This is a genomic window from Rhizobium leguminosarum bv. trifolii WSM2297 (assembly GCF_000271845.1).
Genome location: NZ_JH719393.1, coordinates 1,436,403 through 1,451,009, shown reverse-complemented (window position 1 = coordinate 1,451,009; position 14,607 = coordinate 1,436,403). Strand labels below are relative to the sequence as shown.

At 61.9% G+C, this 14,607-nt stretch carries 16 protein-coding genes; 11 read left to right on the top strand and 5 right to left on the bottom strand.

The window, feature by feature from the left end:
- The first annotated feature begins 6 nt into the window (after positions 1 to 6).
- Positions 7 to 1,521, top strand: a complete 1,515-nt coding sequence (locus RLEG4DRAFT_RS61065; protein WP_003576433.1) for an ABC transporter substrate-binding protein — start codon at positions 7 to 9, stop codon at positions 1,519 to 1,521.
- A gap of 82 nt (positions 1,522 to 1,603) precedes the next feature.
- Here RLEG4DRAFT_RS61065 and yghU read toward each other — a convergent pair whose 3' ends face one another.
- Positions 1,604 to 2,479: a glutathione-dependent disulfide-bond oxidoreductase gene (gene yghU, locus RLEG4DRAFT_RS61060; protein WP_003576434.1), complete on the bottom strand. Its 876-nt coding sequence runs from the start codon at positions 2,477 to 2,479 to the stop codon at positions 1,604 to 1,606.
- Positions 2,480 to 2,691: 212 nt separating this feature from the next.
- Here yghU and RLEG4DRAFT_RS61055 point away from each other — a divergent pair, with 212 nt between their 5' ends.
- Together RLEG4DRAFT_RS61055 and RLEG4DRAFT_RS61050 are read left to right on the top strand one after the other, a co-directional pair.
- A complete protein-coding gene (locus RLEG4DRAFT_RS61055; protein ID WP_003576436.1) occupies positions 2,692 to 2,940 on the top strand; it encodes a type II toxin-antitoxin system ParD family antitoxin in 249 nt (82 codons plus the stop codon).
- Positions 2,937 to 3,227, top strand: coding sequence for a type II toxin-antitoxin system RelE/ParE family toxin (locus tag RLEG4DRAFT_RS61050; protein ID WP_003576437.1), 291 nt, complete (start codon positions 2,937 to 2,939; stop codon positions 3,225 to 3,227). Before RLEG4DRAFT_RS61055 ends, RLEG4DRAFT_RS61050 begins: the two co-directional genes overlap by 4 nt.
- 32 nt (positions 3,228 to 3,259) lie before the next feature.
- Here the strand turns inward: RLEG4DRAFT_RS61050 and RLEG4DRAFT_RS61045 are convergent, their stop codons facing one another.
- Positions 3,260 to 4,162, bottom strand: a complete 903-nt coding sequence (locus RLEG4DRAFT_RS61045) for an NAD(P)-dependent oxidoreductase (RefSeq protein ID WP_037093324.1) — start codon at positions 4,160 to 4,162, stop codon at positions 3,260 to 3,262.
- 170 nt (positions 4,163 to 4,332) lie between these two features.
- Between RLEG4DRAFT_RS61045 and RLEG4DRAFT_RS61040 the strand changes: the two genes are divergently transcribed.
- From RLEG4DRAFT_RS61040 to RLEG4DRAFT_RS61030, 3 genes are all read left to right on the top strand, one after another.
- Positions 4,333 to 4,800, top strand: a complete 468-nt coding sequence (locus tag RLEG4DRAFT_RS61040) for a universal stress protein (RefSeq protein WP_003576439.1) — start codon at positions 4,333 to 4,335, stop codon at positions 4,798 to 4,800.
- Positions 4,801 to 4,893: 93 nt separating this feature from the next.
- On the top strand, positions 4,894 to 5,808 hold the full coding sequence (locus tag RLEG4DRAFT_RS61035) for a DnaJ C-terminal domain-containing protein (protein WP_003576440.1): 915 nt from the start codon (positions 4,894 to 4,896) through the stop codon (positions 5,806 to 5,808).
- Between the two features lie 2 nt (positions 5,809 to 5,810).
- Positions 5,811 to 6,134, top strand: coding sequence for a chaperone modulator CbpM (locus tag RLEG4DRAFT_RS61030; protein ID WP_003576441.1), 324 nt, complete (start codon positions 5,811 to 5,813; stop codon positions 6,132 to 6,134).
- A gap of 31 nt (positions 6,135 to 6,165) precedes the next feature.
- Here the strand turns inward: RLEG4DRAFT_RS61030 and RLEG4DRAFT_RS61025 are convergent, their stop codons facing one another.
- The 3 genes from RLEG4DRAFT_RS61025 to RLEG4DRAFT_RS61015 are packed head-to-tail and all read right to left on the bottom strand — an operon-like array spanning position 6,166 to position 8,338.
- A complete protein-coding gene (locus tag RLEG4DRAFT_RS61025; protein WP_003576442.1) occupies positions 6,166 to 7,095 on the bottom strand; it encodes a phosphatidate cytidylyltransferase in 930 nt (309 codons plus the stop codon).
- The gene (locus RLEG4DRAFT_RS61020; protein ID WP_003576443.1) at positions 7,092 to 7,712 is read right to left on the bottom strand and encodes a lysophospholipid acyltransferase family protein; all 621 of its coding nucleotides are present in this window, start codon (positions 7,710 to 7,712) and stop codon (positions 7,092 to 7,094) included. Before RLEG4DRAFT_RS61020 ends, RLEG4DRAFT_RS61025 begins: the two co-directional genes overlap by 4 nt.
- The gene (locus RLEG4DRAFT_RS61015; protein WP_003576444.1) at positions 7,709 to 8,338 is read right to left on the bottom strand and encodes a CDP-alcohol phosphatidyltransferase family protein; all 630 of its coding nucleotides are present in this window, start codon (positions 8,336 to 8,338) and stop codon (positions 7,709 to 7,711) included. Before RLEG4DRAFT_RS61015 ends, RLEG4DRAFT_RS61020 begins: the two co-directional genes overlap by 4 nt.
- A 347-nt stretch (positions 8,339 to 8,685) precedes the next feature.
- Here RLEG4DRAFT_RS61015 and RLEG4DRAFT_RS61010 point away from each other — a divergent pair, with 347 nt between their 5' ends.
- Genes RLEG4DRAFT_RS61010 through RLEG4DRAFT_RS60990 form a run of 5 tightly spaced genes read left to right on the top strand, consistent with a single transcriptional unit; the run spans position 8,686 to position 14,599 of the window.
- Positions 8,686 to 9,672, top strand: a complete 987-nt coding sequence (locus tag RLEG4DRAFT_RS61010) for a BMP family protein (RefSeq protein ID WP_003576445.1) — start codon at positions 8,686 to 8,688, stop codon at positions 9,670 to 9,672.
- Between the two features lie 8 nt (positions 9,673 to 9,680).
- A complete protein-coding gene (locus RLEG4DRAFT_RS61005; protein ID WP_003576446.1) occupies positions 9,681 to 11,090 on the top strand; it encodes an amidase in 1,410 nt (469 codons plus the stop codon).
- Positions 11,087 to 12,619 carry an ABC transporter ATP-binding protein gene (locus RLEG4DRAFT_RS61000; RefSeq protein ID WP_003576447.1) on the top strand — a complete coding sequence of 511 codons (1,533 nt, stop codon included), beginning with the start codon at positions 11,087 to 11,089 and terminating at the stop codon, positions 12,617 to 12,619. The genes RLEG4DRAFT_RS61005 and RLEG4DRAFT_RS61000 overlap by 4 nt, the downstream gene beginning before the upstream one ends.
- Positions 12,609 to 13,658 (top strand): ABC transporter permease, encoded by a 1,050-nt coding sequence (locus RLEG4DRAFT_RS60995; protein ID WP_003576448.1) that lies wholly within the window; start codon positions 12,609 to 12,611, stop codon positions 13,656 to 13,658. The genes RLEG4DRAFT_RS61000 and RLEG4DRAFT_RS60995 overlap by 11 nt, the downstream gene beginning before the upstream one ends.
- Entirely contained in the window at positions 13,655 to 14,599 is a 945-nt protein-coding gene (locus RLEG4DRAFT_RS60990) for an ABC transporter permease (RefSeq protein ID WP_003576449.1), read from the top strand. Before RLEG4DRAFT_RS60995 ends, RLEG4DRAFT_RS60990 begins: the two co-directional genes overlap by 4 nt.
- Positions 14,600 to 14,607: the final 8 nt, after the last annotated feature.

The following is a 14,607-nucleotide window of genomic DNA, read 5'->3' as shown; positions in this document are numbered from 1 at the left end:
CAATTCATGACAAACAGGTGGAAATCAATCGGGCTCGCAGCCTTCCTCGCCGGCCTGACGCTCAGCGCAAGCTATGCCGAGGCCGCCGGCGTTCTCACCATCGGCCGCCGCGAGGATTCAACGACATTCGATCCGATCAAGACCGCCCAGAATATCGACAACTGGGTGTTTTCAAACGTCTACGACGTGCTGATCCGCGTCGACAAGACAGGTACGAAGCTGGAACCGGGCCTTGCCGAAAGCTGGACCGCCTCGGATGACGGGCTGACCTACACCTTCAAGATCCGCGATGCGAAATTCTCCGACGGTTCGCCGCTGACGGCGGAAGACGCCGCCTACAGCCTGCTGCGCATCCGCGATGATGCTGCCTCGCTCTGGAGCGATTCCTACAAGGTGATCGACACGGCGGTTGCGACCGATGCGCATACGCTGACGATCAAGCTCAAGAATCCGTCGGCGCCGTTCCTGTCGACGCTGGCGCTGCCGAATGCTTCCGTCATCTCCAAGAAGGGCATGGAATCGCTCGGCGCCGACGCCTATGGCGAGAAGCCGATCGCATCGGGCGCCTTCACTGTCGAGGAATGGCGGCGCGGCGACCGGGTCATTCTGAAGAAGAACCCCAATTTCTGGCAGGCTGACCGCGTCAAGCTCGACGGCGTCGAATGGATCTCGGTGCCGGACGACAATACCCGCATGCTGAACGTCCAGGCGGGCGAACTGGATACGGCGATCTTCGTGCCTTTCTCTCGCGTCGGGGAGCTGAAGAAGGACCCGAACCTCAACGTCGATATCGATGCTTCGACTCGCGAGGATCATCTGCTGATCAATCATGCGCATGGGGCGCTCGGCAAGAAGGAAGTCCGCCAGGCGCTGGATCTGGCGATCGACAAGAAGGCGATCGTCGATACTGTCACCTTCGGCCAGGGCACGGTCGCCAATTCATATATCCCGAAGGGCGCGCTCTACTATTACGCCGACAATCTGCAGCGGCCTTACGATCCGGCGAAGGCAAAGGAGCTGCTGGCGGCCGCCGGTGCCTCCGACCTGACGCTGAATTACTTGGTCCGTGCCGGCGACGAAGTCGATGAACAGACGGCCGTGCTGGTTCAGCAGCAGTTGCAGAAGGCCGGCATTACGGCCAATCTGCAGAAGGTCGATCCGAGCCAGGAATGGGACATGACCGTTGCCGGCGATTACGACATCTCGGTCAACTACTGGACCAACGATATTCTCGATCCGGACCAGAAAACCACCTTCGTGCTCGGTCACGATTCCAACAACAACTATTCGACCAACTACAAGAATGAGGCGGTCAAGGAACTGGTCGCCAAAGCGCGCCTCGAGCTCGACCCGAAGAAACGCGAAGAAATGTATGTCGATCTGCAGAAGATGGCCAAGGACGACGTCAACTGGATCGACCTCTATTACAGCCCCTATATCAACGTCTCGCGCAAGAATATCGAGAACTTCTACCAGAACCCGCTCGGCCGGTTCTTCCTGGAAGACACCGTCAAGAACTGAGTTCGGGCAGCTCGTCAGGCTCCGTCGCCGTAAAGGCGGCGGAGCCTCTTCGTTGCTGCAACAAGAAGCTGATGCGGCTTGCTTACTCGGCAGCCGCCAGCTTGTCCTGCGTTCTGGTTTCGAAGTCGCTGGCGTCGTGCCGTTCATGCAACTGGCTCGACGGCTCGCCGGAGAGGCGGTTGACCATTCGGCCGCGCTGCACGGCTGGCCGGCGGTGGATGGTGTCGGCCCAGCGGAGCACGTTCTTATAGTCCTCGACCTGCAGGAATTCGGCCGCGCCGTAGCTCCAGCCCTTCACCAGGCCGCCATACCAGGGCCAGACCGCGATATCGGCGATCGTGTATTGGCTGCCTGCCAGATATTCGCTTTCGGCGAGGCGGCGATCGAGTACGTCGAGCTGACGCTTCACCTCCATGGCGAAGCGGTCGATCGCATATTCGATCTTCGTCGGCGCATAGGCGTAGAAATGGCCGAAGCCGCCGCCGAGATAGGGTGCGCTTCCCATCTGCCAGAACAGCCATGAAAGGCATTCGGCGCGCTCGGCTGCCTCGGTCGGCAGGAAGGCGCCGAACTTTTCGGCGAGATAGGTGAGGATGGCGCCGGACTCAAAGACGCGGATCGGCTTCGGACCGCTGCGGTCCATCAGCGCCGGGATCTTCGAGTTGGGATTAACCTCGACGAAGCCGCTTCCGAATTGGTCGCCATCGCCGATCCTGATCAGCCAGGCGTCGTACTCCGCACCGCTGTGGCCAAGCGCCAGCAATTCCTCGAGCATGATGGTGACCTTCTGGCCGTTCGGTGTGCCGAGCGAATAAAGCTGCAGCGGGTGACGGCCGATCGGAAGTTCCTTGTCATGCGTCGGGCCTGCTATCGGACGGTTGATGCTGGCGAACTCGCCGCCATTTGCCTTGTTCCAGGTCCAAACCTTCGGGGGTACATACTCGGAAGAACCGCTCATCTTTCAAACTCCTGGCATTGGTCGGATAGATCGCGACGCCAGTTTGGCCGCCGCATTTTTCCTGACATAGCAGAGGGGATGCGGTTTGTCAGAGGTGTCGGATCGGCTTCACACAATCGTCAGAGCGCTGGCTTGGTATTAGGTTTTTGCTGTTAAGCTGGGATTTTTGTTATGTACCAAAAATTGGTATACTGGGCTTAAAGGAGATTCAGATGGCTAGAAATACATCCATATCGCTCGGCGACCATTTCACCAGCTTCATAGATACGCAGGTTCAAGCTGGCCGCTATGGTTCAGCCAGCGACGTTGTCCGGGCGGCCCTTCGCTTACTCGAAGAACACGAAGCCAAAGTGAAGGCATTACAGGACGCCTTGATTGAAGGCGAGAAATCCGGCCCTGCCATGCCCTTTGATTTCGATGCGTTCAATGCTCGCAAACGTGCGGCGTTCGAGGCGAAATGATCGGCATCATATTTTCTCCTGCCGCACAAGCCGACATTGACAAGATTTGGGACTACACGGCGTCGAATTGGAGTGTCGATCAGGCAGAGCGTTACATTCAGGACATAAGAGACGCCTGTCACGAACTGGCGGAGGGAAGACGGATGAGCCGCCCCTCAGATATTCGGCAAGGGTACAGAAAAGTCTCCGTTGGCACTCATTTTTTGTATTTCAAAAGCAATGATGCGGGGCAGATCATAATCGTGCGTATCCTTCATCAAAGAATGGACGTAGCCCAACAGCTGTAAGGCTGTTGCGGGGATTGCCTGACTTATTGCCGTCAGCGATCGATGTCGGGACGCGCGAGGATCTCGTCCAACTGCCCGACGAGTGCGCGGCTGCCATCGACGTCGTCGGCCAGCCCGGAGAAGACATCCGCCATGCCGCGGAATATCACCGCCGCCGGATCATCCTCTCCGAGGAAGTCGGCGATCTCCTGCATTTCGGCGACCCAGCGATAGGCTTTCGGATACATGTCGGGAATGGATTTCGACAGCTTGCGGTCGACGTCGGGAAGGCTTTCGGCGAGTTCGGCCTTCAGGCTTTCAGCAGCACCGGAGCGGGATGCCGCGAGCAGCATCGCGGCGCCGAGGCCGGTAAATCCCTTGTTGATGCCGGCATAACACATCTTCAGCGCCGACGCCGCGCCGAGCGGCCCATCGAGCCTGCGGATTTTCAGGCCGTAATTCTCAAGCAGTGCGCTTCGCTCCGCGCTATCGCCGCTGATATAGAGGGTCGGACCTGATTTGCCCGGAACCGGCGGCCCGCCGATGATGGCACCATCCAACACTTCCACAGCACTGCCTTCGAACCGTGCCGCCAATGCCTGCATGGTTTTCGGCGCAATGGCGTTGAGATCGATGAACGGCGGCGGCGCATGCATCCCCGACGATATCTCCGCGACGAGTTCGGCAACCCCGATCGCTTCCGCCGGCGGAACGATCGACAGGATAAGCGCTGCCTTCGCCAGATCCGGGCGGCCGACCGGCACCATGCCGGCTGCCTTAGCCCGCGCGATCGTCTCCTTGCTGCGGCCTTCGAGATAGGTCAGCACCGTGGCGCCATGCACGATCAGCCGTTTGGCGACAGCGCTCCCCATCGCGCCCGCTCCGATGATTGCAATATCCGGCATGTGAACCTCGATAGTTGAAGACATGCCGTTAAAGCTATTGCCGATGGCCATGCCGTCAACTGCGGCGATCCGCCTGGGGTCTCATCCTGGCGCGGGTGGCCGCTGCCCGCATGCGCCGACGTTGCGATGTCGCAGCTTTTCTGCTTGATATCGGTCAAAGCAGGGCCATGCGACGCCGGTATCATCGGTACGACCTTTCGCATTCGGGGATATTGAATTCAATGTATCAGACGATCATCTGCGGCATCGGCATGGGTTCCCGCCAAACGGCAATCCGTCTTCTGCGCCGGGCTGCAGCGCTGGTGAACGACGGCGGAAACATCGTCGTCCTGCACGGCATCGAGAATATCCCGCGCCATCATTTGACGGAGCTCCCCGAGGTGTTCGAAACGACCGCCATCGTTGACGCCGAAAAGAAACTGGCAGCGCTCTGCAAGGAGCTCGGGATTCCCGCGAGGATCGAGGTCCGCATCGGCGTTGCCGCCTCCGTGCTCGTCTCGGTCGCCAGGGAGACCTCGGCCGATCTCATCCTGCTGTCATCGCATGTGAGCGATATCACCGACTACGTCTTCTCCTCGATCGTCGAGAAGGTCGTGCGTCATGCCGGATGCTCTGTACTCATCGACCGGCGACTCGATCACGCCGATAAAGGCGTAGCATTTCCAGCGGAAGATACGACGCTGCTCTAACCTTCCGCCATCGCCCCTCCCCGGCGGCTGCCTGAGAACCTATATCTTTCCCAAGCCAACCGGCAGTACTGACTGCCTTGACCGGAGATTTGCATGAGCCAGGATCCCTATGAGCTTCTGGGCGTGAAGCGGGATGCGTCGCCAAAGGATATTCAAAGCGCCTTCCGTAAACTTGCCAAGAAACTTCACCCCGACCTTAACCCCGGCGACAAGAAAGCCGAGGAACGGTTCAAGGAAATTTCGACCGCCTACGAGATCTTGGGCGATGAGGAAAAGCGCGGCCGCTTCGACCGCGGCGAGATCGACATGACGGGGACCGAGCGGGCGCAGCGCAGCTACTACCGTGACTATGCCTCGGCGAGCGGTGCCGATAGTCCCTATCACAACAGTTCCGGCTTTGCCGATTTCGGCGATGCCGACAATTCCTTTGCCAGTTTCTTTTCGCGCCGCGCCGGCGGCGGCAGGATGCGCAGCCAGGGCCAGGACCGGCGTTTCTCCATGGAGGTCGATTTTCTCGACGCCGTCAACGGCACCAGGACGGAGATCAAGCTGCCGGACGGGCCGCAGCTCGATGTGCAGATCCCGCCCGGAACCCGCGACGGCCAGACCTTGCGGCTGCGCGGCAAGGGGGAACCGGGCATTGGAGGCGGACCGCCGGGCGATGCCTTGATCGAAATCCGAGTGACGCCCCACCGCTTCTTTACCCGTGACGGCGACGACATCCGCCTGGAGCTGCCGATCTCGCTGGGCGAGGCGGTGCTCGGAGGCAAGGTTCGCGTGCCGACACCGTCGGGACCCGTCAACCTGACACTGCCTCCGCACTCCAATACGGGCAAGGTCCTGCGTCTCAAAGGGAAGGGGGTTGTCAAGCGCGGCGGCGGGCACGGCGACATCTATATCTCGCTGAAGATCGTGCTACCCGACAACCCCGACGAACGGCTGACGTCCCTGGTGAAGGAATGGGCGACGGCAAATCCATACGATCCGAGGAAGAACATGGAGACCTGATCATGGATGATCTCGAATTTCGTCTTTACTTGAAAATCGATGTCGTCCAGCTCGATTTCTGGATCGAACAGGGCTGGCTGATCCCGGAGACGTCGGGCGAAAGGCGACAGTTTCGCGACGCCGATGTCGCTCGCGCTCGGCTCATTCTGGATCTGATGGACAACATGGGTGTCAACGACGCTGGCGTCGACATCGTCATGGACCTGGTGGACCAGCTTCACGATCTGCGGGGAACGATGGGCCAGCTGATGGCCGCCATCAGCCGGCAGGAGCGGGATATTCAGCAACGGCTGTTCGAAAGCCTCGAGGACATCGACCGGTTTTAGACGTTCATTTGCCTGCCTTCGGATATTTGCATCAAGTCGTGAACCAGTAGCGGACGATGTGGAAGAACAGCGGCGCTGCGAAGGTGATGGAGTCCAGGCGATCGAGCACGCCGCCATGGCCCTCGATCACATAGCCCCAGTCCTTGGCGTTGAGATCTCGCTTGATCGCCGAGAGCACGAAACCGCCGAAAAAGCCGGCGACGACAATAACAGTGCTGATGGCCGCGGCCTGCAGCGGTGAGAACGGCGTCAGACGATGGAGCAGCGTCCCGACGAGGATGGCTGTGGCGCCGCCGCCGAACAGGCCTTCGAGCGTTTTCGATGGGCTGATGTTCGGCGAGAAACGGTGCTTTCCGAGCAGTTTCCCCCAGACATACTGGAAGACGTCGCTGAGCTGCACGACGATGACCAGATAGACGAGAAGAAGCGCCGACGGCGTACCGGTCTGCAGCATGAGGAGCGCGGGGGCGTGGCTGATCGAATAGACCGTCAGCATCAATCCCCATTGCACCCTGGCGCTGCGCGCCAGGAATTCGTTGACGTCGCCCGTCAAGGTCGCCACCGCAGGCAGGATCAGGAAGGCATAGACCGGGATGAAGATCGCAAAGAGCCCGTACCACTGCGTTCCAAGCAGCACATAATGCACCGGCAGGACCACGAAAAAGGACAGGAACAGCGCCAGGTGATCACCGCGCCGCGATGGCGTTAGCGTCCAGAATTCGCGAAGCGCCATGAAGGACAGGAATGCGAACAGGATGACCACCGCGTTATCGCCGAGCAGGATCGCGCCCCCGAACACCGCGACCATGATCCACCAGGAACGAATGCGGTCGTTGAGGTTGTGGACGGTGGCGACGGAGCCGGGTTCCACCGCACGCCGCTGCAGGATGAAGCCGATTGCCGAGGAGACGGCCAGCAGGCCGAGGATCGCGGCAAGCACGATGGAGAAAAAGCTGTTCATGCGATGCGCTCTCCATTCGCAAGCTCGATGACCGCGGCACGAGCGCGGGCCAGGAATGCTCCCTTGTCTTCGCCCGGTTCGACGCGCAGCGGCTTGCCGAAACGCGCCGTGCAGGTGATCGGTACGATCAGCATGCTGCCCTTCGGCAGGATGCGCTGCAGGTTATCGAGATGGATCGGCACCAGATCGACATCGGGGAAACGGCAGGCAAGGCGATAGATGCCGCTGCGGAACGGGGCGATCTCATCGCTGGCGCTTCTCGTCCCCTCAGGAAAAATCAGGATCGAGCGCCCCTCTTCGAGCAGGCGTTCGAGCGGTTCCAGCGGGTTGCTGTCGGGCAGAGGCTTGCGGTCTATCAGGACGGCGCGCAGGCCTTTCTCCGCGATGAAACGGCGAAAGGCGTTGGTTCCCCAATAGTCGCGCGCCGCAACCGGATGGGTCAGCCGCCGCACCTGATACGGCAGGGCGGCCATGACGGCGACGGTATCGACATGGCTGTTGTGATTGGCGAAATAGATCCGGCGGCGCGTGTCGGGCGTGCAGCCCCGCCACTCGCTTCGGGCGCCGACCATGATGCGGACGAAGAGCACGAGAAGGCGACGGATGATTGCGATCATAGTCTCTCCAGGGAACGGGTAAGCCTTGTCGTCCGCGTGATGCAGGTGACCAGGCTTCCTGCCGCGATGATCGCGCAAGCGCCAAGCAGTGACCAGCGACCGCCGGATATCGGCGTCTCGATGCTCTGGGCAACGAGACCAGCCGTCAGCACCGCCATGCGGCGTTGTTTGGCCATGATGCCGCTGAAATCCTGGGGAAGACCGACCGCTCCGCCGAAGACTCTGATGTAAGCAGTGAGTGCGGCGAGTAGTGCGGACAGCCAGCCGAGTGAGGGAAAGCCGCAGGCATAACCGGCCGCAACAAGCAGCAGGCTGTCGGCGATCCGGTCGGGGAATTCGTTGTAGATCGGGCCGCTCTTGGTTTTCTTGCCGCCTTCGATCGCGACCATCCCGTCAAGCAGATTGCAGACGAGCCGAAACTGCACCGAGATCGCCGCGCAGACCATGGCGATCGGATGGGCCGTGAAGAAGATGAGCGTCGCGCCGATGCCGGCAAACAGGATCGACAGCAGCGAAATGCCGTTCGGCGTGACGCCGTTGCGCGCCAGCCATGCGCTCATGCCGATCGCCCAGGACGACGACCGGCTCGCGATCGGTCGCCGCGAGGCGTCCCCTTCTTCCCCCATTTTTCATTTCCCCAGCCCAACGCTTCCTGCATATCCTGCCAATGTCGTCGCGCCAAGCACCATCGCGCTGTAAATTCGGCCCAAGGTCTCTTCCTGCCGCCGCCAACGGCCCTCACCTGGAACAGCAGTCTTGACCGCTTGAAAAAGCACGGCGGCATCAGCCGCGCAAGCCTTCCATGCCGCGTCATTCCAGCCAAGCCGCGAGCCCGACGACGCTCCGAAAAATCGGCTGAGGACGATAGCGCATTGCCGCCGAACGGCCTGATTTTTAAGCCCGATCGATGCTTGACACATTTTTAGGCGCTACTATGATTTTTGAACCAAATGGTAAAAAAGGGGAACAATCAATGACCAAAGACATCCTGATTTCACGCCGGGCAGTGATCGCGTCGGGCATTGCGCTTGGCGTCAGCGGCTTTGCCCCATTGGTGAGGGCGGCCGCGCCGCTGAAAGTTGCCGGCATTCATGCATCACCGGTCGAAAATGCCTGGAACTCCTGTCTGCACAAGGCCCTGCAGGACGCCGCCAAGGAAGGCGTCATCGAATATGTCTTCTCCGAAGGTGTGTCCGGCACCGATTATCCGCGCGCCATGCGTGAATATGCCGAACAGGGCAACAAGTTGATCATCGGTGAGGCCTATGCGGTGGAGAAAGAGGCCCGACAGGTCGCGGCCGACTATCCCGATACCGCCTTCGTGCTGGGTTCGAGCGGCGAGCAGGCTGGTGACAATTTCGGCGTCTTCGGCACCTGGAACCATGACGGCGCCTATCTTGCCGGCATGCTGGCGGGCAAGATGACCAAGTCGAACATCGTCGGTTCGGTCGGCGCCATCCCAATCCCCGAGGTCAACATGCTGATCAACGCGTTCGCGGCCGGCGTCAAGGCCGTCAATCCGGACGCAAAGCACCTCGTCTCGTTCATCGGTACCTTCTTCGATCCGCCGAAGGCCCGCGAAGCCGGTCTTGCCCAGATCGATGCCGGAGCCGACATTCTGTTCGGCGAGCGCATCGGCACTGCCGATGCTGCCAAGGAACGCGGCATCAAGTCGGTCGGCTCGCTGATCGACTATACACCGCGTTACCCCGATACGGTGTTTGCCAACGCCATGTGGTATTTCCGCCCAATCCTCGACGCTGCCATCGCCGATGTCGCTGCCGGAAAGCCGGTCGGCAGGAACTACACGTCTTACGGCCTGATGAAGGAAGGCGGCAGCGATATCGTCTTCGTCAAGGGCGTGGCGCCCGCCGAGGCCGAGGCTGCGATGGAAGCCAAGCGGGCGGAGATCAAGGCCGGCACCTTCGAAGTTCCGAAGATGATGGACGAACCGAAGTAATTCGGCTCATGCAAGGTGACGCAACGGACCTGGCGGCGGCAATCAGGCATGGCAGCCTGAGCGCTGCGGAGGCAATGCAGGCTTCGCTCGACGCAGCTGCGCGGCAGGAGCCGCTCGGCGCGATCGCTTATCTCGACATCGCCATGGGCCTCGCCTCGGCACACGCCTGCGACCGGGAGCGGCGGAGCGAGCCCGAACGTTTCGCCGCCCGGTCGTTTGGCGGGGTGCCGACTTTGGCGAAGGATCTCGGTGGCCCCTTCGCCGGCCTGCCGGTGACCGCCGGTTCCCGTCTGTTCGAGAGAAAAGGCGGCGCAGCGGACTCCGATCTGGCTGCCCGTTTCCGCGACGCCGGCTTTTGCCTGTTCGGCCTGACGACGAGCCCGGAATTCGGTCTGTCGCTCGCCAGTGAACCGGCGATCGGGCCTCTCTGTCGAAACCCACTCGATCCGGCACGCACTGCGGGCGGCTCCTCCGGCGGGGCGGCGGCAGCGGTCGCCGCCGGGATCGTCGCAATTGCTCATGCCACTGATGCCGGAGGCTCGATCCGTGTGCCTGCCGCCTGTTGCGGCCTTATCGGAATGAAGCCGACGCGGGGCGCCATTCCCGGCGGGCCATCGTTCGGCAACCACCTCGCCGGCATTGCAAGCGAACTCGCAGTCTGCCGCTCGGTGCGGGATGCGGCGCTGATTTTCGAAAGGCTGAGAGGCAGTTCAAGGGGACCCTTTGCGGACCCTTCCCCCGTCGATCTGGGCAACGGCCGTTTTCGGATCGGCCTGCTGACCGAGACAGGGGCCGTCTATCCGACTGAGGATGGCCGGCTCGCAGCCATCGAGGCTGCGGCTCGCACGCTCGAGGGCGACGGACACGATATCGTTCCGCTGAGTTGGGTCGAGTTCGAATCGAGTGTCGCTGCCAGCAGCCGCGCCTTTGCCGATATCGTCAGCGTCAACCTCGCCGCGCTCTTCACGGCGGCGGGTGAGGAAAACAGGGCCGAGCCCCTGACGCGGGCCTTCGCCGCCCGTGGGCGGGCGCTTCCGGCCACATCGCTCTGGCACACGCTGAACGAGGCCGTTATGGTGAGCCATAGGCTCTGGACGTTGTTCGACAGGGTCGATTGCATTCTAATGCCGATGCTTTCGTCCGCGCCTGTTGCGATCGGCTCCTTTCCGTCCGATCATGTCGATACGGATCTGCATCTCGAGCGAATGACGGCATTTGCGCCGCTTGCCTGCCTCGCCAATATTTCGGGTTTTCCTGCTTTGACACTGCCTTTCGGACAGGATGAGCACGCCATGCCGCTGCCGGTGCAGATCATGGCGCCGATGGGTCACGAGCCCGGTCTCCTGTCGATTGCCGCACGCCTGGAGGCCGAAGGGCGGTGGCAGCACCGCTTTCCCGTCGCTGGACTGCCGTCATGACCGGACCGGTGCTGGAGATCCTCAGCGTCAGTAAACGCTTTGGCGCCAATCTCGCCAATGACGATATTTCCATGACCCTCGCCAGAGGTGAGGTCGTGGCGCTGCTCGGTGAGAACGGCGCCGGCAAGACCACGTTGATGAGCATCCTTTTCGGCCATTACATGCCGGATGCCGGCCGAATTCTGATCGAAGGCACCGAGGTGCCGCCTGGCAAGCCGCGTGCGGCGATCCGCGCCGGCGTCGGCATGGTGCATCAGCATTTCTCGCTCGCGCCCAATCTTACCGTTCTCGAAAATGTCATGACCGGCACGGAAAGACTGTGGTCCTGGCGCTCGGGAACGTCAGCGGCGCGGAAGAAGCTCCTGGCAATATCCAGACGCTTCGGCCTCACGGTCGATCCGGATGCCCGCCTTGGCGACCTGTCGGTCGGCGAGCAGCAGCGTGTCGAGATCCTCAAGGCGCTCTATAACGACGCCCGCATCCTGATCCTCGACGAGCCGACCGCAGTGCTGACCAACATCGAGGCCGAACGGCTGTTCACGACGCTGAAGGAAATGGCCCGTCAGGGCCTGTCGTTGATCTTCATTTCGCACAAGCTCGACGAGGTCATGGCGGCGGCCGACCGCATCGTGGTCTTACGCGGTGGCAAGATGGTCGCCGAACGCAAGGCCTCGGAAACCAGCAAGGCGGAACTCGCCGAACTGATGGTCGGGCGCCGCGTAACGCGGCCCGTGCGCGAGCCGTCGACACCCGGGGCCGTCGCCCTTGAAGCGGCCGGTGTAACGGTGCGCACCGGCGGCATCGATCGGCTGAGATCGATCAGCTTCCGGCTGCATCAAGGCGAGATCCTCGGCATCATCGGCGTTTCCGGCAACGGCCAGGCAACATTGTCGCATCTTCTTTCCGGTATGCTGGCCCGGAGCGCCGGCGACCTTCTGCTGTTCGGGCAAGCCGTCGGCAATCTCCGTGTCATTGATGTCGTCGAAGCCGGCATCGGCCGTATTCCCGAGGACCGGAACGAGGAGGGTGTGATCGGCGAAATGGCGGTCTGGGAAAACGCCGTGCTGGAGCGGGTCGCATCACCGGCCTTTTCGCGCCGCGGCCTCGTCAACCGCCATGCCGGCATGGCCTTCGCCAGGGAGATCATCGATGGATTCGATGTCCGCGGCGGCGGACCAGCCATCAGAACCCGGCTGCTCTCCGGCGGCAACATGCAAAAGCTCATTCTCGGCCGCAACCTGCATCGGCGGCCGCGCATCCTGATCGCGGCACAGCCCGCGCGTGGTCTCGACGAAGGGGCCGTGGCCGCCGTCCACGCCCGCCTGCTCGAAGCGCGCCGGCAGGGGACCGCCGTGCTGCTGATCTCGGAAGACCTCGACGAGGTGATTGCGCTTGCCGATCGCATACAGGCAATCGTTGGGGGCCGCCTGTCCCCGCCCGTCGAGGCTGATAGCGCCGATGCCCGCAGGCTGGGACTGATGATGGCCGGCGAATGGCAAGAAAATCGCGAGGCAGGCCATGCGATTTGAGCGCCGTGAGCACCGTCCGCTGTACCTGCTGATCGTCACGCCTGTCGTCGCGGTCCTCGCAGCGCTCGCTCTCTCGGGCATCCTGATATCAATCGCCGGAGCGCCTGTCCTCGATGCCTATTGGCGCATCCTGACCGGTGCCTTCGGCTCGCGGCTGTCGGCGACCGAAACCTTGACGCGGGCAACGCCGCTGATGCTGACGGGGCTTGCTGCCGCCGTCGCCTTCCGGGCGCGGCTCTGGAATATCGGTGCGGAGGGCCAGTTCTATTTCGGCGCGATCGCCGTTGCTGCGGCGAGCTCGAAACTGCTGGGCAATCTTCCCGCCCCCATTCTCATTCCGCTGCTGCTGCTGGTCGGCGCCATTGCCGGCATGGTGCTGATCCTGATCCCGCTCTGGCTAAGGCTGCGTTTCTCGGTCGATGAGGTGGTTACCAGCCTGCTCCTGAACTTCATCGCCGTGCTCTTCGTCTCGATGCTGATCGATGGCGTTCTCAAGGATCCGCTCGCCTTCGGCTGGCCGCAGTCGCAATCGGTCAGCGATCACGCCATGCTGCCGAAGCTGATCGCCCGCTCGCGCTTGCATATCGGCTTGGCGATCGCGATCGCATTGGCTATCGTCGTCCATTTCATCCAGTCCCGCACCGTGTTCGGCATGCAGTCCCGCGCCGCAGGCCTCAATCCCGCCGGTGCGGTCTTCGCAGGCGTTCCGCTCGGCAGCACGCTGGTGAAAGTCGCCTGTCTCTCGGGCGGTCTTGCGGGGCTTGCAGGAGCGATCGAGGTGATGGGCGTCAAGGGTTATGTGACGACCGACCTGTCGCCCGGTTTCGGCTATTCCGGTATCGTCGTCGCCATGCTCGCCAACCTCAATCCGCTCGGCGTCGTCTTCGCCGCCATTTTCACGGCGACCATGTTCGTGGGCGCGGACGGCATGAGCCGGGGCCTCGGCATCCCGACCTATATCGCCGACGTCACGGTGGCGCTGTCGCTGCTGACGATGTTGATCGCGTTGTTCTTCACCCAATACAGGATCCGGCGATGATGCAGCTGTTCGACATCATTGCTTCATCAGGGCTCTGGGCGGCAATCCTGCGGATCGCCACGCCGCTGATTTTCGGCACACTCGGCGCCTTGTTGTGCGAACGGGCCGGCGTGCTCAATCTCGGCATCGAAGGCATCATGACCTTCGGCGCGATGATCGGCTGGCTTTCGGTCTATCATGGCGCCGATCTCTGGACCGGCCTGCTGATTGCGGCGATAGCTGGCGGCGTCTTCGGCCTGCTGCATGCGGGGCTGACGGTGACGCTCGGCCTCTCCCAGCATGTCGCCGGCCTCGGCGTCACGCTGTTTGCCTCGAGCTTCAGTTATTATCTTTTCCGGCTGATCGTGCCGCTTGCCAATACCCCGCCCACCATCGTGCCGTTCCAGCCGATCGCCATCCCCGGTCTCTCGACCCTACCTTTCATCGGGCCGGCCTTTTTCACCCAGACGGCGCCGACCTATCTTGCGATCCTCATCGCCCTGCTGATGGCCTACATCATCTTCCGTACGCCCGTCGGACTTGCCATCCGCATGACCGGCGAAAACCCGCATGCGGCGGAAGCCCAGGGCGTCAATCCGATGAAGGTGCGCTATGGGGCGGTCATCGCAGGCAGCGCGCTGATGGGAATGGGCGGCGCCTTCCTGACATTGTCTGCGTTCAACAGCTTCTTCCCGACCATGGTGCAAGGGCGCGGCTGGATCTGCATCGCGCTCGTCGTGTTCGCCTCCTGGCGTCCGGGCCGCGCGCTTTTCGGCGCCCTTCTCTTCGCCTTCTTCGATGCCTTTCAGCTTCGGCTGCAGACCGCGCTGAGCGGGCTCGTGCCTTACCAGCTCTTTCTGATGACGCCCTATATCCTTTCCATCGCGGCCCTTGCCGTCATGGCCCGCCGGGCCCGCGTTCCGCAGGCGCTGATGCAACCCTATCGCCGCGGCGAGCGCTAAAACAAACC